Source organism: Streptomyces sp. JLSY215 (assembly GCF_059682825.1).
Map to the genome: position 1 here is coordinate 772,570 of NZ_CM185022.1, position 18,303 is coordinate 790,872.

15 protein-coding genes are annotated in these 18,303 nt (G+C 72.6%); 8 read left to right on the forward strand and 7 right to left on the reverse strand.

Annotation, left to right across the window (positions count from 1 at the left end; genetic code table 11):
• Positions 1–51: 51 nt before the first annotated feature.
• Positions 52–2,313: an FUSC family protein gene (locus AC5677_RS03380; RefSeq protein WP_497193499.1), complete on the forward strand. Its 2,262-nt coding sequence runs from the start codon at positions 52–54 to the stop codon at positions 2,311–2,313.
• 55 nt (positions 2,314–2,368) lie between these two features.
• Here the strand turns inward: AC5677_RS03380 and AC5677_RS03385 are convergent, their stop codons facing one another.
• Complete coding sequence (locus tag AC5677_RS03385) at positions 2,369–3,445, reverse strand: mechanosensitive ion channel family protein (protein ID WP_497193500.1); 1,077 nt, start codon at positions 3,443–3,445, stop codon at positions 2,369–2,371.
• A 771-nt stretch (positions 3,446–4,216) separates the two neighbouring features.
• Between AC5677_RS03385 and AC5677_RS03390 the strand changes: the two genes are divergently transcribed.
• Complete coding sequence (locus AC5677_RS03390) at positions 4,217–4,435, forward strand: cold-shock protein (protein WP_497193501.1); 219 nt, start codon at positions 4,217–4,219, stop codon at positions 4,433–4,435.
• A 143-nt stretch (positions 4,436–4,578) separates the two neighbouring features.
• Here the strand turns inward: AC5677_RS03390 and AC5677_RS03395 are convergent, their stop codons facing one another.
• A complete protein-coding gene (locus tag AC5677_RS03395; RefSeq protein ID WP_497193502.1) occupies positions 4,579–5,598 on the reverse strand; it encodes a PAS domain S-box protein in 1,020 nt (339 codons plus the stop codon).
• Positions 5,599–6,023: 425 nt separating this feature from the next.
• Between AC5677_RS03395 and AC5677_RS03400 the strand changes: the two genes are divergently transcribed.
• The 3 genes from AC5677_RS03400 to AC5677_RS03410 are packed head-to-tail and all read left to right on the forward strand — an operon-like array spanning position 6,024 to position 10,788.
• Complete coding sequence (locus tag AC5677_RS03400) at positions 6,024–7,418, forward strand: ATP-grasp domain-containing protein (RefSeq protein ID WP_497193503.1); 1,395 nt, start codon at positions 6,024–6,026, stop codon at positions 7,416–7,418.
• Complete coding sequence (locus tag AC5677_RS03405) at positions 7,415–9,430, forward strand: PEP/pyruvate-binding domain-containing protein (RefSeq protein ID WP_497193504.1); 2,016 nt, start codon at positions 7,415–7,417, stop codon at positions 9,428–9,430. Before AC5677_RS03400 ends, AC5677_RS03405 begins: the two co-directional genes overlap by 4 nt.
• Positions 9,427–10,788 carry an MFS transporter gene (locus AC5677_RS03410; protein WP_497193505.1) on the forward strand — a complete coding sequence of 454 codons (1,362 nt, stop codon included), beginning with the start codon at positions 9,427–9,429 and terminating at the stop codon, positions 10,786–10,788. Before AC5677_RS03405 ends, AC5677_RS03410 begins: the two co-directional genes overlap by 4 nt.
• A 35-nt stretch (positions 10,789–10,823) precedes the next feature.
• On the opposite strand, the gene AC5677_RS03415 is transcribed toward AC5677_RS03410, so the two are convergent.
• The 4 genes from AC5677_RS03415 to AC5677_RS03430 form a co-directional block, all read right to left on the reverse strand.
• Positions 10,824–11,093 (reverse strand): hypothetical protein, encoded by a 270-nt coding sequence (locus tag AC5677_RS03415; RefSeq protein ID WP_497193506.1) that lies wholly within the window; start codon positions 11,091–11,093, stop codon positions 10,824–10,826.
• A 243-nt stretch (positions 11,094–11,336) separates the two neighbouring features.
• A complete protein-coding gene (locus tag AC5677_RS03420) occupies positions 11,337–11,942 on the reverse strand; it encodes a GOLPH3/VPS74 family protein (RefSeq protein WP_497193507.1) in 606 nt (201 codons plus the stop codon).
• Between the two features lie 200 nt (positions 11,943–12,142).
• Complete coding sequence (locus tag AC5677_RS03425) at positions 12,143–13,219, reverse strand: zinc-binding dehydrogenase (RefSeq protein ID WP_497193508.1); 1,077 nt, start codon at positions 13,217–13,219, stop codon at positions 12,143–12,145.
• A gap of 15 nt (positions 13,220–13,234) precedes the next feature.
• Positions 13,235–14,404 (reverse strand): LLM class flavin-dependent oxidoreductase, encoded by a 1,170-nt coding sequence (locus tag AC5677_RS03430; RefSeq protein ID WP_497193509.1) that lies wholly within the window; start codon positions 14,402–14,404, stop codon positions 13,235–13,237.
• Positions 14,405–14,505: 101 nt separating this feature from the next.
• On the opposite strand from AC5677_RS03430, the gene AC5677_RS03435 reads away from it, so the two are divergent.
• Entirely contained in the window at positions 14,506–15,507 is a 1,002-nt protein-coding gene (locus AC5677_RS03435; protein WP_497193510.1) for a PaaX family transcriptional regulator, read from the forward strand.
• A gap of 10 nt (positions 15,508–15,517) precedes the next feature.
• Here AC5677_RS03435 and AC5677_RS03440 read toward each other — a convergent pair whose 3' ends face one another.
• Positions 15,518–16,978, reverse strand: coding sequence for a glycoside hydrolase family 5 protein (locus AC5677_RS03440; RefSeq protein WP_497193511.1), 1,461 nt, complete (start codon positions 16,976–16,978; stop codon positions 15,518–15,520).
• Positions 16,979–17,136: 158 nt separating this feature from the next.
• Between AC5677_RS03440 and AC5677_RS03445 the strand changes: the two genes are divergently transcribed.
• Together AC5677_RS03445 and AC5677_RS03450 are read left to right on the forward strand one after the other, a co-directional pair.
• Positions 17,137–17,628, forward strand: coding sequence for a hypothetical protein (locus AC5677_RS03445; protein WP_497193512.1), 492 nt, complete (start codon positions 17,137–17,139; stop codon positions 17,626–17,628).
• Between the two features lie 78 nt (positions 17,629–17,706).
• Positions 17,707–18,258 carry an NUDIX domain-containing protein gene (locus AC5677_RS03450; protein WP_497193513.1) on the forward strand — a complete coding sequence of 184 codons (552 nt, stop codon included), beginning with the start codon at positions 17,707–17,709 and terminating at the stop codon, positions 18,256–18,258.
• Positions 18,259–18,303 lie beyond the last annotated feature (45 nt).

Consider the following 18,303-nt stretch of genomic DNA (forward strand, 5'->3'; position numbering starts at 1 on the left):
GGCGCGCATGGCCTCGGCCGATGCCAAAGATGGGGAGCGTACGGCAGCGTGATGGCAGCGATACGACGGACCGGTACCGGCACTTGGAACCGCTTCGCGGCATCCGACCCCGGGCTGCTGCGGCTGATGGCGGGGCTGCGGACGGTGGGGGCGATCGTGCTCACCCTCATCGCCCTCGCACTGCTCCACACCAATGTCACCCTGATGGTCGCGGGCGCCATGGCGGCCATGGTCGCGACGTTCGCCATCAGGGAGAAGGAGGTGCGCGGCCAGGCGGTCACGCTCGCCCTCGGCCTGCCCGTCGCACTCGCCGCCGTGACGCTGGGGGCCCTGCTGCACAGCATGGTCGTCGCCGGCGACCTGTTCTTCCTCGCCCTGATCTTCGGCGCGGTCTACGCGCGCCGCTTCGGCGACCGCGGCATGGCGCTGGGCCTGATCGGCTTCCAGGTCTACTTCATCTCGCTGTTCGTCCGCGCCACCGTGCCGGCCCTGCCGGAGCTGTTCCTGACCCTGGCCATCGCGTTCGTCTGCAGCGCGATCGTCCGGTTCACCCTCGTCCCCGACACCCCCGAACGCACCCTGAGCCGACTGCGGGAGGCCTTCCGGGCACGTCTGGCGCAGCTGCTGGCCACCCACCGGGAGCTCGTGGACGCCGGGCCGAAGCAACTGGACCACGTCCTCGACGACCTGCGGCGGCACACCTCCCGGCTGCACGAAACGGCGCTGATGATCCAGGGGCGCCTGGAGGAGGGCACCCGTGACGCGGCCACCGCGGGGCTGCTGCAGCGCCGCGTCGCGGACGCCGAGATCGCCGCCGAACGGCTGGGCATGACCTTGCTCAACGCCCGCAGCGCGGAGCGCACGGACACCCTCACCATGCATCTGCCGCATGCGCCCGTACCGGCCATCGCGAACCGTATGCAGGCCGAGGGCGATGCCCTGGGCACGCTGCGCCGGGACCTCGAAGCGCTCCATCTGCTGGTCGCCCGCCGGGCGCCCGACGACCGCGGCACCGCGCTCGCGCACGTACGGAACAGGCTGCTCGGCTACCGCGACGAGGACAACCTGCCGAGCGCCTCACCGGGCGTCCAGGACGCCTTCCGCGGTCTCGGTGAGGCCGCCCGCGCCGTCCTGGGCCTGCGGCTGGCGCTGGACGGGCCGCAGGACGAGTCCGACGACACCTCGGCCACCATGCGCTCGCGGGAGGAGTTCGACGCCGAGGACCTCGCGATCGTCGGAGCCGAGGAATCCGAGGAGGCCGCGGACGACCGCACCGGGCTCCAGCGGCCCACCACCCGGGCCGCGTTCCAGGTCGCGGTGGGCTCCGCGCTGGCCATCGTCGGGGGCGAGTTCCTCTCCAGCCAGCGCTGGTACTGGGCGGTGCTGACCTGCTGGGTGGTGTTCCTCAACACCGCTTCCACGGGCGAGATCCTGGTCAAGGGCTATCGCCGGCTGCTGGGCACGGCGCTCGGCGTGGTCGCCGGTGTCGGACTCGCCGGCCTGGTGGGCAATCACACCTGGACCGCGTTCGCCCTGGTCCTGCTCTGCGTCTTCGGGATGTTCTTCACGGCGCCGCTGTCGTACGCGCTGATGTCGTTCTTCGTCACCGCGATGCTCGGCCTGCTCTACACGCTCCTGAACACCTACAGCCTCGCCACGCTGGTGCTGCGCATCGAGGAAACGGCGCTGGGCGCGGCCTGCGGGATCGTCGCCGCGGTGCTGGTGCTGCCGGTGCACACGGACCGCCGTACGGACGAACATCTGGGCACCGTGCTGGTGCGGTTGCGCGAGGCGGTGTCCGCGGCGGTGGAGCAGCTCAGCGGCGGGCCGGCCGTCGACCTGCTGAGCCTGGCGCGCGATCTGGACACCGCGCTGAACGATCTGCGCGACTCCACCCAGCCGTTGATGCATCCGATCACGCCGCTGCGGGTACGCCGGCAGACCGCCCGCTATCTGGTGGCGCTCCTGGAGACCTGCGCCTATCACGCCCGTTCCCTGGCGGCGACGGCCGAACTCCTGCCGTCCAGCAAGACGGTGGCGGCCGACCCCAGGCTCGAGCGCGTCGGCGGGCGCATCGCGCGCAACATCGATCTGATCGTCGCGCGGGTGCAGGACGAACCCGCCGAGGGCGAGGTCGCCTCCGGCGCCAGCATCGCCTCGATGCTGGAGGCGGACGGCGCGCCGGGGCCGCGGTCGGGCACCGTCACCTTCCGTGTGCTGCGGCACCTCCAGCGGCTCGACGAGGGCGTGGTGGGTATCGCCCGCGCCCTCGACGTGCCGGTGGCGGGGCGCAGCGGGCGGAAGAGCGGCTGACCGCGGCCGCCGGCCGCGCGCCCCGTCCCGGCGGCCCCCGGTCCGGGCAGGCCGGTTACGGCGTGACGTCCAGCGTTCCCCGCTGGTGCGGAATGGTGATCCCGTCGGGCTGATGGAGTGCCACGGTCCGCGTCGGTGCCGGGATCCGGATGCCCTCGTCCCGGTACCGCTGGTGCAGGCGCTTGATGAACTCGTGCTTGATCCGGTACTGGTCGCTGAATTCGCCGACCCCCAGGATCACCGTGAAGCTGATCCGGGAGTCGCCGAAGGTGTGGAAGCGGACGGCCGGTTCATGGTCGGGGACGGCGCCGGTGATATCGGTCATCACGCTGGCGACGACCTCGGTGGTGACCCGCTCGACGTGTTCGAGATCGCTGTCGTAGCCCACTCCGACCTGCACCAGGATCGACAGCTGCTGTTCCGGCCGGGTGAAGTTGGTCATGTTCGTCCCGGCCAGCTGGGCGTTGGGGATGATCACCAGGTTGTTGGAGAGCTGGCGCACCACGGTGTTCCGCCAGTTGATGTCGACGACATAGCCCTCCTCGCCGCTGCTGAGCCGGATGTAGTCACCGGGCTGCACCGTCTTGGAGGCGAGGACGTGCACGCCGGCGAAGAGATTGGCGAGGGTGTCCTGCAGCGCCAGGGCGACCGCGAGGCCGCCCACGCCCAGTGCGGTGAGCAGCGGGGCGATGGAGATGCCCAGGGTCTGCAACACGACGAGGAAGCCCAGCGCCAGCACGACGATGCGGGTGATGTTGGCGAAGATGGTGGCCGACCCCGCCACGCCGGATCTGGACTGGGCCACGGACTTCACCAGGCCGGTGACCACGCGGGCCGCGGTGAGCGTGCCGACCAGGATGAGCAGGACGGTCAGCGTCCGGTTGACGTTGTGTCCGACCGTCGGCGTCAGCGGCAGCGCGGCGGTGGCCGCCGCCAGGCCGGCGCATATCGCCGCCCAGGGCACCACGGACCGCAGCGCATCGACGAGGACGTCGTCGCCGCTCCACCGCGTCCTGCGCGCGTGCTTCCCCAGCCACCGCAGGACCGCTCGCAGCAACAGGCCGGCCGCGATGCCGGCGGCCAGCGCGGCCCCGGCGACGATCGCGTCGTGCAATGTGAGCGTGCGGTTCACCGGCCGGCTCCCACGGGACGGATGAACGGTGCTGCGGAGCGCCGGAAGTGCTGTTTCGTCACCTTGCCACCTGCTTGTCTCTAGGGCTGCGAATGCGCCGAGACATCCGCGGACGCCCCGACACGAGCTGCCATCCTGCCGCACGCGGCGCGGCTCGCCGCGGGGGCCCCGGGATAAAGCATCCGTCAGGTTGCTTACCGGGGCGAGGCGTTCGCTTATGAGTGGCGCGAATTCTCCCTCGCCGCCCTTGGCCGACTCCGCCGGCAACGCTGCACCGGCGCTGAATTCGACCGACCATCACATGACATGGTTATCGCAACGTTCCGGGAAGGAAGTGCGGGTGCCGGAACCCGGGCGACCGGCCCTCTTGGAATTCCGCTGTCCCGCTACCCGTTGCGGCGTGTCGGCCAAACGGGAGGCGCACGGAACACATTACTCGGCCGGGCATGCGCCGGAGTGCGGAAGTGCCGCAGACAGCCCCGTACACGCCGATTTCCATGAAAGGAAGTGGTTAGGCGTAGGGAGTGAAGGACTGCCTTGCATCGCGGGCTGTGTGATCTTACGGCGCCATAATGACCTCGGGCGTAAGGAGGTTGCAGTGGGCGTCCCGACCCCCGAAGCATCTGAGCTTTCCGCCTTCCGGTATTTCGCATCCCCGCAAAGGATCACGGAAGAGCATGCACCGCAGCAGCCGCGCCAAGGTCCCCTCAGGGAGGCCCGCACCACCGCGGAAAGACAACAGAACACACCGCAATCACCACAGGAGTACAGATGGACCAGCGCAGAGCAGGAACCGTACAGGCAATCAGCGAAGGGCGACAGGAGGCCATCATCCGGGCGGACGAAGACGGTGCCGATATTCTCGCGCCGTACGCGGAATTGCGGGATTCCAACGGGGAGCCGCCGCCGTCGCTGCGGACGGGTGAACGCGTGACGTACATGCGAGAGGAGCAATCGCGCGGACCGATCGCGCGCGATATTCGCCGTTAACGGCGGGAGCAGGTTTTCCCGCCGGCACCTCCACGGCGGGGAGACATACCGGCGGCCTCGGCTCGGGCGGGCGCGGTATCCCTCCCGGGCCCTGGTCGGCGCGCGGCCCCGGCGCGCCGTCGGCCGTCCCGGTCCGGCGTCGCTCAGGTGGCGCTGAGGGGATGGCCGGCCGTCGCCGAGCGGGGTGGCCAGGCCTGGGGGGCGAGGATGCCGAGGACGTAGGCGCGCGCGACGAGGGCGCAGCGGGTCGGGGCGTCCAGGAGCTCGCGCAGGCGGCTGAGGTGGTAGTCGACGGTTTGCCGCGAGAGGTGGAGCGAGCCGGCGATCTCGGCGTTGCTGCGGCCGGCGGCCAGCAGCGACAGGATGCGGACCTGAGCGGCCGTCAGCGGCGGATGGGCCTCATGGGCGAGGCTCTGGTGGGTGACCAGCGCCCAGACGCCGGTGGCGCGCGCCGCGCCACGGCCCACCGTGGTGAGATGCAGCCGGGCGCGGCGCTGTCGGCCATGGGCGTCGACGAGGACCGCGGACGCCTGGATCCGTCGGCTGCGGCGGCCTATCAGCGCGAACCAGCCGCGCCGGAGCGCCAGCAGTTCGGGCTCGGGCGCCAGCAGGGTGTCCGCCCGGCGGCCGACGAGGTCCGACAGCCGGATCCCCAGCAGTTCGGCGGCCGCGGCGCTCGCTTGCAGGATCCGGCCGCCGGCGGAGATCAGCGCGCACGGCAGACCGCTGTGGTCGCGCAGCGCGCACAGGCTCTCCTCGGCCTCCCGGCGCTGCTGCAGCGCGCGGGTGTGGTCGCTGATGTCGATGTAGATGCCGGCCACGCAGGTCCGGGTGCCTTCGCGTACCGGGAAGCGGTGGCCGGCCGCGTGCCCGCTGCTGCCGTCCGCGCGGTGGTAGGTGAGGGTGTGGCGTACCGGTTTGCCGCGGGCGAGCACGTCCTGGTCGAGCGCGAGGACCTGCGCGGCGTCGGCCGGGGCGTCGATGTCGTGCACGTACCTGCCGATGACCTGTGCGGGCGTGGTGCCGTACAGGTGGGCGTAGGCGTGGTTCGCCCAGAGATAGCGGCCGCCGGCGTCGCGTATGAAGGCCGCGGCGGGGGCCAGGTCGGCGAACCAGGACACCGGAAGGTGGGGGAGCAGCGACGTCAGACCGATTTCGTCCACGACGGCCTCTCTGTGGGGAGCTGCGCGGGGAGCGGCGCGGGAACGGCTCACCGGGGGCGCGGGGCGCGCCCTCGGCATGCGTATCCCCCGGCGCGGCGGCGTATGCCCGGTTCTCGGCCGATCTGGACGGGGTCCTGGCGGGGCCTCGACGCTCAACGGGCCGATCCTGAACGGGATCTGGACGGGGCCTGAACGGGGCGGGAACCTGCCACAGCGGGCGCCCGACCCCATACGGCATCACACAACCTTCACAACGAGTCCACGAAGTCCGCAACTCTGGCATTTGCCTGAGCGGTTGGCCTCCTTCGCGGCGAAGTGGGCGCCGCCCGGCTGGTTCGCTGGAGGCAGGGCGTCCGGCCGGGCCGGTACGGGCGTCGCCGGCCGTCCCCGACGGCCCCACCCACCTGCGAAGGAGTCGGATTCCAGTGAGCTCGGTGCTGTTTGTGTACGCCCAGGGCGGACCGCCCTTGGGGTATGCCCTGTCACGGGTCGCCGCACGGTCGGCAGTGCACCTGCTGGCGCTCAGCACGCTGCCGCCCACCATCGCCGCGTCGGCCGGACGCCAGTTCGCCTCCGTGCTGACCGCCACCGGTCCCGAGCGCGGCGATCTGGTGTCCCTGATCGTCTCCCGGGCCCGGACCGTGGGCGCCGACGCCGTCGTCACGTTCTCCGAGTACGCGGTCGTCGCGGTCGCGGAAGCCTGCGAGAAGCTCGGCCTCGCCGGGGCCGGCGGCTCCTGTGCGCTGGCCCGCGACAAGCGGCTGATGCGTCGCACCTGGGAGCAACGGGGCATCTCCCAGCCCCGGTTCCGTCCCGTCGCCGACGAGCGGGAGCTGCGCGAGGCGGCCGGCGTGCTGCGTCTGCCGCTGCTGCTGAAGGCCGCCTGGAGCGCGGGCTCCACCGCGCACCGGATCATCCGCTCCGCCGACGAGGTGCCGGCGGCCTGGGAGCGGGCGCGGGAGGTGATGGCCGAATCCGCCGGGCTGGGCTACGCCGAGCTGCATGTGGCCGGCGCCGGGGCCGACTTCCTCGTCGAGGAGATCGTGCCGGGCACCGCCGACGGCTGGTTCGGCCAGGAGGGCTGGGGTGACTACGTCAGCGTCGAAGGCGTCGTCGTGGACGGGGAGTTCCGCCCGGTCGCTCTCACCGGCCGGATGCCGACGGTGGAGCCGTTCACCGAGCGCGCCGGCATCACCCCGGCCGCGCTCCCGGACGACGCCCAGCGGCGCGTGGTGGCCCTGGCGCGCGAGGCGGTCGACGCGCTGGGCCTGGAGAACTGCGGTACGCACACCGAGATCAAGCTCGGCGCGGACGGCCGGATGTGGGTGATCGAGACCGCCGCCCGCTTCGGCGGCGCGATGACCGTCCCGCAGATCGAGGAGGTCTTCGGGCTGGACCTGATCGGCATGCTCGTCGACCACCTGCTCGGCCGTGCGGTGTCCTGGCCCGCATCGGCCCGCACCCCGCGGGAGGCGCGCGGCGCGGCCGGCTCGCTGGTCGTCCTGGCCGTGGACGACGCCGGTGAGGCCTGGCCGGACCGGCGGCGGTGGGACTTCCCGGCCGTACGGGACGCGGTGACCCTCGGCGCCGGCAGCCGGCTGTCCGTGGTGGCCGAGAATTCGCTGCCGGACGGGACCCCGGTGCCGGTGTACGACCCGGCCGCGGGCGCCAACACCATGGCGGCCCTGTGCCTGCTGTCCGCCGCCGACCCGGAGACCGTCCTGCACGACTTCCGCACCCTGGTGGCCGCCCTGCCGCGGGTCCTCCCGGCGGCGACGCCCGCCACGACCGCAGCGATGACCACGGGGGCGCGCTCATGACCACCGCCGTCCTGCCCGCCGACGCACCGCTCCCCGGCACCGACCGCACGGCCGTCGGCGGGCGGCTGTCCCTGCCGCTCTTCCACACCCTCGCCGGCACCTTGGCCGGTCACCCCTACCTCAAGGTCGTGGTGGACCGGGCCGAGGACACCTGGCACCTCCTCGACACCGCCGTCCACCCCTTCCACGTCGACTACATCGCCACCCGCGTCCTCGGCATGGAACCGGCGGCGCTGGACCGCACCCTGGACGCCTTCAACGCCTCGGTCTACACGGACCCCGGGCGCCGGTTCCTGCTGGGCGTGCTGTCCCTGCACACCGACGAGGACCCCGACGGCCGGGAGCGCCCGTTCCTCGTGCTGGAGACGACCGAGGCCGACACCATGCCCGGCGCGCTGCTGGAGGAGTTCTACACGTGCGTCCGCCACCGGCTCGACGGCCGCCTCCCGCTGCTGCTGAAGCCCGCGAACCACGGGCAGGAGAGCGCACTCGCCGCGGTCAGCGCCGTCCGGGTGCCCCGGATCCACAGCCATGAGCTCTTCGGCAACCGCACCCGCACCCCGCTCAGCCCCGGCGTGGCCGCCGGCCGGCTCCGCTGCTTCCGTACCGTCGAGGAGTACGCCGCCGAGGCCGGCCGCCTCGGCCGGTCCGACATCGTGGCCATGCCCGTGCTGCCCGACGACATCCCGCGGGTGGCCGGCTTCATCAGCACCACGCCCACCACCCCGCTCTCGCACACCAACGTCCTCGCCTCCGGCTGGGGCATCCCCAACGCGATCGTCCGCGACCTGGAGCGGCTCGTCGAGGCGGAAGACCTGAACGGCGCATGGGTCCGCTATGAAGTGACGGACGACCACATCGCCCTCGTACGCCTCACCGGGGCGCCGACCACCGAGGCAGCGGGCCGGCAGCGGCCCCAAGTCCGGCTGCGCACACCGCTGCTGACGGACCTGCCCGCGCTGCCGCTGCACCGGCTGCGCCGCACCGACCAGAACGCGTACGGCACCAAGGCGGCCAACCTCGGCGAACTCCACCACGTCCTCGGCAGCCGTACCGCCGACCTGACCGCGTACTACCGACGGCCGCGGCCGCCCCGCGCCGACCTGCTCGGCCATCTCGCGGCCCGGCTCGGCGCGAAGGCCCCCGCACAGGCCGCCGCACTCCGCTCCGCGGCCGCCGCCTTCGCGGCCGCCACGGTCACCGCGCCCGACGGGATCGCCCTGCCGTTCGCCCTCCAGCACCGCTTTCTCACCTCGTCCCCGGCCATCCAACAGGCCATCGGCAAGCTGAAGACGGCCCTGGCCCGCGACACCGCCGATGCGGTGGATGCCCTCTGCCGGGAACTCCAGCACCTCATCCGGCACGCCCCGTTACCCGACGCCGTGACCCGCACCATCGTCCGGGCGCTGCCCACGGGTCCGGCCGCCGGCAGCCGGCTGGTGGTGCGCTCCTCCTCCAACGCCGAGGACCTGCCCGGCTTCTCCGCGGCCGGGGTCTACGACTCGGTCACCACGGTGCGCGGCGCGGACGAACTCCTCGCCGCCGTACGCCAGGTGTGGGCCTCGCTGCTCTCGCCGCGCAGCGTCCGGCTGCGCCACCAGGCGGGTATCTCCCCCGACGACACCTATATGGGCGTGATCATCCAGCGGTATCTGCCCGCGGACCTCGGCGGCGTCCTGGTGACCTGCAACCCGATCCGGCGCGCGGACTTCCGCAACGTCTGCCTCAACTGCTCCCCCGGCTCCCCCGAGACCGTCGTCGACGGCACCTCGCTGCCGCTGCAGTACCTCTACAACACCGTCGAGGGCGGCGGCCGCACGGTGGCGCTCGGCTCGTCCGGCCGGGACCTGCCCGCCGCCACCCGTGAACGGCTGGCGCAGCTGGCCCTGACCGGACGGCTGCTCCAGTCCCACTTCAGCGAGACCGACGTGGACGATCCCGTCGACATCGAATGGCTGATGACCGATCGGGGCGCCTTCCACCTGGTCCAGATCCGCCCGTTCGCACGGTGATCGGCCACCGCACCGGCCCGCCGCGCGGCCGCCGGACCGACGCCACGGGCACGCCCCGCACCCCGCTCACGCCCCGCGCCCGCCGCATCATCCACCTGAACAACGGCTTCCAGCTGCTGTTCAACCTGCTGTGGTGGATGCCGGTGTTCTACGCCTACCAGCGGCAGGCGGGGCTCTCCGACGGGCAGATCTTCGGCATCCAGAGCATCTACTACATCGCGTTCTGCCTGTTCGAGATACCGACCGGGCTGATCGCCGACCGGCTCGGTGCCCGCAACTGCCTGTGGGCCGGTGCCGTCGTGATGGCCGCGGCGAACCTGACCCCGGTCCTGGCGCCCGACTACACCGGCTTCCTCGTGCACTTCCTGCTCATCGCGGCCGGCCGCTCGCTGACCTCGGGTGCCGGCTGCGCCTACCTCTACGACGGGCTGCGGGCCGAGGGCGCCGGCGCGCACTACCTGCGGGCCGAGGGCCAGGCCCGCGCGCTGGGCCTGGCCGCGAAGGTGCTCTGCTGGCCGCTGGTCGGGCCACTCATGGCGCTGGCGCATCCCGCGCCGTACCTGCTGAGCGCGCTGAGTGCCGGAGGGGCGTTGCTCTGCGCCGTGGCGCTGCCGCACCAGGCCTCGTCCCGCCCCACCGCCCCGGCCCGTCCGGCCGGGCCGGGCGCCCGCGAGCCCGGGTTCCTGCGCGACGCCGCCACGGCGCTGCGTTCCGTCCGGGCCAGTCCCTGGCTGGGCCTGGTGATGGTGCAGGGCGTCGCCGTCTTCACCCTCTCGCGTATCTGCCAGGTCAATCTCTTCCAGCCGGTGCTGCTGGACCACGGCATCGCCGAGAACGCACACGGCGGGGTGCTGGCCGCGATGACCCTCGCGGAGGCCGCGGCCTCGGCCCGGCCACGGTGGCTGACCGCCCGGCTGACGCCGGTGGCCTGGGTGTCGCTGCTCAGCCTCGCGCTGGCGGGGACCCTGGCGGGTCTCACCCTCGTCGGACCGTGGAGCGCGATCGCGCTGCTGTGCCTGTTCGCCGCCGTCACCGGCTTCGCCTATCCGCTGCAGCGCAAGCTGGTGAACGACGCCGTCCCGGCGGGCGCGCCCCGTGCCACGCTGCTGTCCGTCGAAAGCATCGTCGACCGTGGGGTGTGCGCGCTGGCCGCCGTCGCCGCGGGCGGCTATCTCGCGGCGGGCCGCCTGGACGTGCTGCTCTGGCACAGCGCGCTGGCGACGGCGGTGCTGATGGCGGTCCTGCAGCTGTACGTACGCCGCCACCGTCGCGCCTCGGCCGCGCGGCCGCTCCGCCCCGGGAACCGCGACAACGGCCCCGCCGGCTCATCGCGTCGGGTGGCGCATCACGTCAACTGACCCCACGCGTCACATGACTCGTCCGGGCCGGTGGCTCATCCGAACGCGGAAGTCGCCGGCGACGACATCCGGGGCGCCGGCACCACGGCGTCTCCCACGGAAGGAGCGGACGGGGCCGCAACGCGGTGTTCCAGGTGGCCCTCGGCGGCCTGGTGGTGCTGAGCGGCAGCACCCTCGCCGTACGAGCGGCTCCACCCCGGTACCTGGGGCGTCACCAGTCGGGCCGCGGCTTCCTGCAGTTTGGCGAGCGCGTCGCCCCGCTCGGCAACAAGAGCCTCGTAGATGGGTGTGTTACTCGTCGTCATGTTTGCCGTATTCATCTCGGTCGCGATCCCCCGTTGTCGTTTTTTCGGCGTGCCACGTGATGGCCCCCACGTGTCTACCACGTAGTCCACCCGGAGTTCGCCCCTGATCCGTTCTCTGAGATGTCCACCACAGCCGGAGGGACGGCCGGACGCCCGCTCCGGCCCGAACTCCGGTACGTGCGGGGGAACTCAAGGAGAACCCAAGAGAACGCGAAGAGTTGGGAAACGGCTCGCGTGGCGCCGTCAGTCGCCGCGCCAGATGTTGTCGAAGGCCGCCTCTTCGATGGCTCGTCGTTGCCGTACCGCTTCCAGTTCCATCAGTGCGTCATGGACGGCGGCCAGTACCGTCTCCACCGCGTCGTCGTCCACTCCCGGGGACTCCTCGTCCGTCCGACCGCCGATGCCGACGGCCGCCGCGAGGGCCGCGAGGACGGGCTCGCCCGATGTCCAGCGGTCCGCCACCCGGCTCCGCTCGGGCGAATCCGCCAGCACCATCTGACCGGCCCGGAACGGCATCCCGCGGTGCCGCTGCCGGGTGACCTCCCCGTCCGCCTCGAGGGCGGCTAGATAGGCCGCGGAAAGGCCCTGGCCCCGGCGCCACAGCCAGTCGCTGACCTGCTCGTACGGCGTTTCCCGGACGAGCGACTCCGCGGCCTCGGCCAGCAGGCGATCGGCGATCGCCGGCCGGAAGCCCGGCACGATGCGCTCGCCGTCCAGGCTGACGGCCTGGACGGCGAGAAGGTCGATCACTTCGGCCCCCGCCAGCGCCAGCGACAGGTCACCTCGCTCCACGGGGCGGCCGGAGGCCGTGTCCAGGGCGACGGTCATCAGATCCCGCGGTGTGGTCATCGATGGCTCCACGGCACAGGCATCGGTAGCGGCGCGAGGCCGCGCGGCCGGACCGGCCCCGGCATGCCGCCGGGCACCGGGTACGTCCCGGCCCGCCGCCTGGCACTCTCACTACGAGCTTACGGAGCGCGGACGGCGGCTGCATCCCGCGTCGGCGCCCCCGGTGGCCGAAGGCGATCCAGGACCGCGGGAGCGGAAGTTCAGGCCCATGGGATGCTCCGGGGCGGCCGTACACCTGGGCCGCTCAGTTCGGGCCGGACCAGCACCTTCACATGATCGTCGGGGGCGGCCAGGGTCTCGATCGCGTCGGCCACGCCCGCGAAACCGACCTCCCCGGTGATCAGCGCGGCGGCGTCCACCCGTCCGTCGGCGATGCGGTGCAGCGTCTCGGCGTACTGCTCGGGCGGGTAGGTGAGGCACATCTTGACGGTCAGGTCCTTGTAGATGCCGACGACCGGCCGGAAGGTGTCCTCGGTCATGCAGGCGCCCAGCAGCAGCACGGTGCTGCCGTGCGGGGCGCGGTGGATGACGTGGTTGAACATGCCCGGCTTCCCGGAGCACTCGACGACGGTCAGCCGCTGCTCGCGCCCGGATGCCTCGCGCCAGGCGTCGAAGGGGTCACGCTCGGCCGGGTCGACGACGAGGTGTGCGCCGAAGCGCCGGGCGAGTTCCCGGCGGCGCGGCGACGGCTCGGAGACGACGACCGGGGCGACGCCCCGCTCGACGAGCCCGGCGACCGCTCCGAGGCCGATGGGCCCGGCGCCGATCACGACCGCTCCCGAGCCCCGCTCGGCCCCGGAGCGCGCGATATTGCCGAAGCCGACGGCCAGCGGCTCGGTGAGCGCGGCGACCGGCGGCGGAAGGTGCGCGGGCACCGCGATCAGGGCGGCGGCCTGCATCACCATCAACTCGCCGAAACCGCCGGGGAATTCATTGGAGTAGCCGATGGTGCGCACCGTACCGCCGGAGTCGACGGCCCACGGCAGGCCCACCACGACCCGGCCTTCGGGGAAGCCCTCCACTCCGGGGCCCGGCCGGACGACGCGGGCGCACAGCTCGTGCCCCATCACCAGGTCGGCGGCGGGGTCGAAGAGGAAGGCCGGGGTGTCGGAATCCCTTGATGCCCGGAGGAAGTCCTCGGTGTGCCGGTACGCGGAGAGGTCCGATCCGCAGATGCCGGTGGCCACCGTCCGCACCAGGACCTGGCCGGGGCCGGGTACGGGGTCGGGGACCTCGTCGAGGGTGAAGGCGCCGTGGCGCAGGACTGCTGCTCGCATGGGTGCGCTCCTTGACTATTTCTCGCAGGCGGCGGCCACGGCGGCGTGCATCGCCCCCATGAACGTCTCGCTGTTGGTGTGGGCCCAGCCCAGGGATGCGGCCCGTTGCCGGGTGGCGCCGGTGAAGTGCGGGATGACGTACTCGGCGAACAGTTCGTAGCTGCGCCGCTTGGCCTCGGGGGCGGCGGCGGGCAGGTCCATGAGGAGCAGCGTGCCGAAGCCGCCCGACTGCTCGGCCATGGCCTCGATGCGGGCGATCGCGTCGTCCGGGGTGCCGATCGTGGCCACGCCGAAGGTGGGGAAGCCCTCGGTGGTCCACCGCTCGACGGCCGTCGCGGCGTCGGTGCCCCAGGGCAGGGTCATCCCGGACAGCCCCTCGCTGTAGCGCACCAGGTGGAGCGTGCCGTGCTCGGCCTGACGACGCGCCTGCTCGGCGGTTTCGGCCAGGTGCATGGGGACGACCAGACGCCAGCTGTCGCGGTCGGGGGTGTGCCCGTGTGCGGCGCAGGTCTCCTCGTGGACCCGCCAGTTGGCGTCGAGCGACGCGAAGCCGCTCGGATCGCCGGCGGCGAGGGAGAGCAGCGACAGACCGTGGCGACCGGCCTGCACCGACCCGGAAGGGGAAACGGCGGAGGCGACGGCGACCTCGATCCCCGCGCGCTGGTACGGGGCCAGTTGCAGCCGGGCACGGTCGAGCTGGAACCAGTCGGTCTTCCTGGTGACGGTCTCGCCGCGCAGCAGCGCCACGACGGCCTCCAGCGCCTCGGCCATCATGTCGCGCTGGCGCATCGGGTCGATGCCCATCATGAAGGCGTCGGAGGGGAGTTGGCCGGGTCCGGCGCCGAGCATCACCCTGCCCATCGTCTGGTGGTCGAGCTGGACGATGCGGTCAGCGAGCAGCAACGGGTGGTGGTACGGCAAGGAGTTGACGCCCGTGCCGAGCCGGATGCGGCGGGTGCGCTCGGCCGCGGCGGCGATGAAGACCTCCGGGGAGGCGATCGTCTCGTAGCCGGCGGAGTGGTGCTCGCCGATCCATGCCTCGTCGAAGCCGAGGCCGTCGAGGTGCCCGACGAGGTCCAGATCGCGGCGGATCTGGAGGGACGGACTGCCGTTGATGTCGTGCCAGGGGGCGATGAACGCTCCGAATCGGCCGGGCCGGATGGGGCGCGTTGTCTGCACTCGCATGCCTTTCGACGTGCTGGGGTAACGACCCGCCCATAGTGAGACACAAAAATCGAGAGTTCAATATTTGTGTCTCACCTGATCCGCACGGCATGCCGGACTGGATGCCGGACCTCATGCCGGACCGCACGCCGCACCGCGTGCCGCGCCCCACGCCTCGCTGCCTAGGATCGGGGGGCATCGGGCCGTACGAAGGCCCCCGCCGGCGAGGGAGGACCACGATCGACACCCCGGCCCCCGAACTCGGGCCCGCGCGGCCCCGCACGCGCCGGCGCAGCGACGGCAGTCCCAGCGCCCGCGCCCTGCTGCTCACCGTGCTCGGGGAGTATGTGCGCTGGCCGGGCCAGGACCGTGTGTGGTCCACCGCGGTGGTCGCGGCGCTGCGCGCCTGCGGGGTGGAGGGGACCGCCGCCCGGCGCGCGATCACCCGGCTCGCCGGCGAGGGCTGGCTGACGACCGAGCCCGCCGGTCGCTACACCCGGCTCGTCCTCACCCCGCGCCTGGTCCGCCTGCTCACCGGCTGGACCGAGCGGCTCACCCGCGCCATGCAGGAGACGCCCTGGAACGGACAGTGGCAGCAACTCCTGCTCCAGGCCCCGGCCGGTCCCGAGCGGGCGATCGTGGAGGAGCAGCTGGCCTTCGAGGGCTTCGGCCCGCTCGGCCACGGCGTATGGATCGCCGCCGACCCCGGCGGCGTGGGGGCGCTGCGGGCGCTGCTCACCGAGCTGGGGCTGGCCGAGGACGCCACCTGGCTCGTGTCCACCGTCGCCGACGACCCGGCGCGCGAGCGGGCGCTGGTCGCGCGGGCCTGGGATCTGGCGGCGGTGCGGCGGTTGCACGAGGACTTCCTGAGCCGCTTCGCGGGTGCCCGGCCCGGCGGCGACGCCGAGGCGTTCGTGCTGCGCACCCGGTTGGTGCACGCCTGGCGGCTGACGTTCGAGGGCGACCCGCGGCTGCCCGCGTGGCTGCTCCCCCCGGACTGGCCCGGAGGGGAGGCCACGGCGCTCTTCCTGCACACCTGGCAGGCCTGCTCCGAAGCGGCCGACCGCTGCTGGGCCGAGCTGTCACGCGACCCGCGAGCCGGCGGCGCCGCCACCGACGCCTAGGCTCCTCGCCTCATCCGGATGTGCCCGTCACCGGGGTCACGGTCACCGTGACCCGGCTCTGCCACGGCGACAGCACGGTGACCACGGCCGGCTTCCCCGCCGGCACGGTGCGCGTATCGCTCCATGCCCCGCCGCGCACCACGACGCTGCGGTACCGCGGGTCGGACGGCAGCGAGATCTCGGTCCTTCCGCCCCGGCGCGCGTCGTAGGTGAGGCGGTAGCTGCCGGGCTCGGGGCCGAGGACCTGCGCGGACGTCCGTCCCGCGACCGCCGCGGCGTAAGGGGCGGCCGTGAGGTCCTTGTTGGTGCGGAGCCTGCCGTCCTTGTCGGCCGCGCAGTATCCGCCGCCGTAGCACCACACATAGCCGGCCCAGCCCGAGCTGTAGCGGGCGAGGGAGGCGAGCGCGTCACGGTAGAAACGGCCCATGTTCGGCAGGTCGTTGTTGAGCGGACCCCATTCGCCGATCACGACGGGGATCCGTCGGCGCCGCGGATAATCGGTGACGGCCCGCTCGTACGACGCGATCCATCCGGCCTTCGGGTCGTAGTCGGCTCCCGCTTCCATGGCGGAGTTGTAGAAGTGCGGCGCGTATACGACGTGGCGGTCCCGTACCTCGCCGAGTCCGGTCGGTATGCCCTCGCCCACGATCGGGGTCGGCTCGATGAACAGCCGGCTGTCGCGGTCCACGGTGCGCACATACCGCGCGATGCGGTTGTACATCGGAGTGATCTGCTGTGCCTCGATGCGGCGGGCCGCCGTGGGCAGGTCCTCGCCTTGGCGCAGCTCGCCCATCGGCTCGTTGATCAGGTCGTATCCGAACACGGCCGGGTGGTCTCCGAAGCGGTCGGCCAGCAGGCGCCACATGCGTCCCTGGGCGCGCTGGAGGTCCGGATCCGTGTAGAGGTGGGTGAAGGCACGCTGGACGGCGGGTTCGTAGTACTCGGCGAACCAGTCCTCGGGGTGCGGTGTGAAGGGCAGTCCGTCGGTCCGGGTCGCCCAGTCGGGGATGCCCCGGTGGCCGAACGCCGGGCCGAAGACGTCCTGATGGGCGTCGATGACCACCTTGATGTCGTAGGTGTGCGCCCAGTCCAGGATGCGCTCGATCGTGCGGAGGTACCGGGTGCTGTAGTGGCCGCGACGCGGTTCGAGATCGTCCCAGAAGATCAGCAGGCGGGCGAAGTTGAAGCCGTTGCGGCGCAGATCACGGAATTGGCGTTCGGTGATGGCGGACAGGGCGTCGTCGCCGCGGTGTTGCTTGTCCTCGACGTTCCAGCCGTGCAGGGTCAGCGTCCGGCCCTGGTCGTCCGTCAACCGGGGTATGTCCGGGCCCTGGCCGCTCGGGACGGCCTCGGCGGCGGAGACCGGGGCGGGGGCCGCGGCCGAGGCGGGAGCGGCGGCCGGCGCCAGCGCCGCCGCGGCGGCGCAGAGGACGGCGAGCGCGCCCCGGTGAACCAGTCTGACCTTGCCCATGCCGGCACTCCCCCGTCATCGGTGACGATCTCGGCGGAGAGCCAAGCAGCGCAGCGGTGAACCCACAAGAGCCACGGATGAACGAACCGCACCGGGGTCACGAGCCGGCGGCTCGGTAGAGTGAGGGCGTTTTCGTCGCTGCAGAGGAGGTGGGCCGGGTGCCGACCTTCGCGGTGACCGGTCATATGGACCTGGCGCCCACGACATACAAGCTGGCGGGAGGCGCGCTGCGCGAGCTGCTGGCCGGGTATGCGGGCGAGGAGTTGGTCGGAGTGTCGTGCATCGCGCCCGGCGCCGACGCACTCTTCGCCGAGGTCGTGCTCGAGGCCGGGGGCACGCTGATCGTGGTGCTGCCCTCCCTGGACTACCGCGCCGCGCACGTCACACCCGATCACGAGTCGCTGTTCGACCGTCTGGCGTCGGCCGCCTCCGAGGTCATGGTGCTGCCTTTTCCGCGGGCGAACCGGCAGGCGTACGAGGCCGCGAACGCCGAGCTGATCAGACGCGCCGACGCACTGATCGCCGTGTGGGACGGGAGCCCGCCGTCCGGCCGGGGCGGGGGAACGGCGGACACCGTCCGCGCCGCGCGGGCTGCGGGCGTTCCCGTGCACGTGGTGTGGCCGGCGGGCGCGGTGCGCGGCCCGGCGTAGCGCTCGCGGACACCGCCCCCCACCGCCCCGCCCCCACCTGGCCGAATCACCGCTCAACGCGCCTGGCAGGGTGGGGCCATGAGCGAACTGGTGGAGCAGGTGGACGAGCGGGACCGTGTGGTCGGCGTGGTGGAACGCGATGCGGCGGTCCGGGGGTGGCTGCTGCACCGCATAGCGGTGGTGGTCTGCCGGGATGAAGCGGGCCGCGTCCTGGTGCACCGCCGCGGCGACGGCATGCGGCGCTACCCCGGCCGCTACGACACCGTGATCGGCGGTGGCGTCGATGTCGGCGAGAGCTACGAGCAGGCCGCCGCCCGGGAGTTCGAGGAGGAGATGGGGGTCCGCCTGGCCGAGCCGCCCCGGATGGTGTTCAAGCGGATCTACCAGGAGGAGCACGGCCCGTACTGGATGGCCGTGCACGACGTCCGGCTGGCCCCCGACCAGATCGCGTCGATCGCCCCGAACCCGCGTGAGGTCGCCTGGTGGGGCTGGATGACGGAGGAGGAGATTCGCACCGGCCAGGAGCGGCTGCCGTTCATCGGCGGGGGCGAGAACGTCCTGTGGACGTTCCTGCGGCACGCGGACGCCACGGCCCCCGACGGCGCTCGGGAGGACGGCGCCGGCGAGTGACCGCAGGCGCCGCCGGCCACGGGCGCGCGGGCCCCAGGGGGCGGC

Excerpts from the sequence above, each read along its gene's own strand:
- AC5677_RS03380 (WP_497193499.1), top strand. The coding sequence starts at position 52 with ATGGCAGCGATACGACGGACCGGTACCGGCACTTGGAACCGCTTCGCG.
- AC5677_RS03390 (WP_497193501.1), top strand. The coding sequence starts at position 4,217 with ATGGACCAGCGCAGAGCAGGAACCGTACAGGCAATCAGCGAAGGGCGA.
- AC5677_RS03405 (WP_497193504.1), top strand. The coding sequence starts at position 7,415 with ATGACCACCGCCGTCCTGCCCGCCGACGCACCGCTCCCCGGCACCGAC.
- AC5677_RS03415 (WP_497193506.1), bottom strand. The coding sequence starts at position 11,093 with ATGACGACGAGTAACACACCCATCTACGAGGCTCTTGTTGCCGAGCGG.
- AC5677_RS03420 (WP_497193507.1), bottom strand. The coding sequence starts at position 11,942 with ATGACCACACCGCGGGATCTGATGACCGTCGCCCTGGACACGGCCTCC.
- AC5677_RS03425 (WP_497193508.1), bottom strand. The coding sequence starts at position 13,219 with ATGCGAGCAGCAGTCCTGCGCCACGGCGCCTTCACCCTCGACGAGGTC.
- AC5677_RS03430 (WP_497193509.1), bottom strand. The coding sequence starts at position 14,404 with ATGCGAGTGCAGACAACGCGCCCCATCCGGCCCGGCCGATTCGGAGCG.
- AC5677_RS03435 (WP_497193510.1), top strand. The coding sequence starts at position 14,506 with ATGCCGGACCTCATGCCGGACCGCACGCCGCACCGCGTGCCGCGCCCC.
- AC5677_RS03440 (WP_497193511.1), bottom strand. The coding sequence starts at position 16,978 with ATGGGCAAGGTCAGACTGGTTCACCGGGGCGCGCTCGCCGTCCTCTGC.
- AC5677_RS03450 (WP_497193513.1), top strand. The coding sequence starts at position 17,707 with ATGAGCGAACTGGTGGAGCAGGTGGACGAGCGGGACCGTGTGGTCGGC.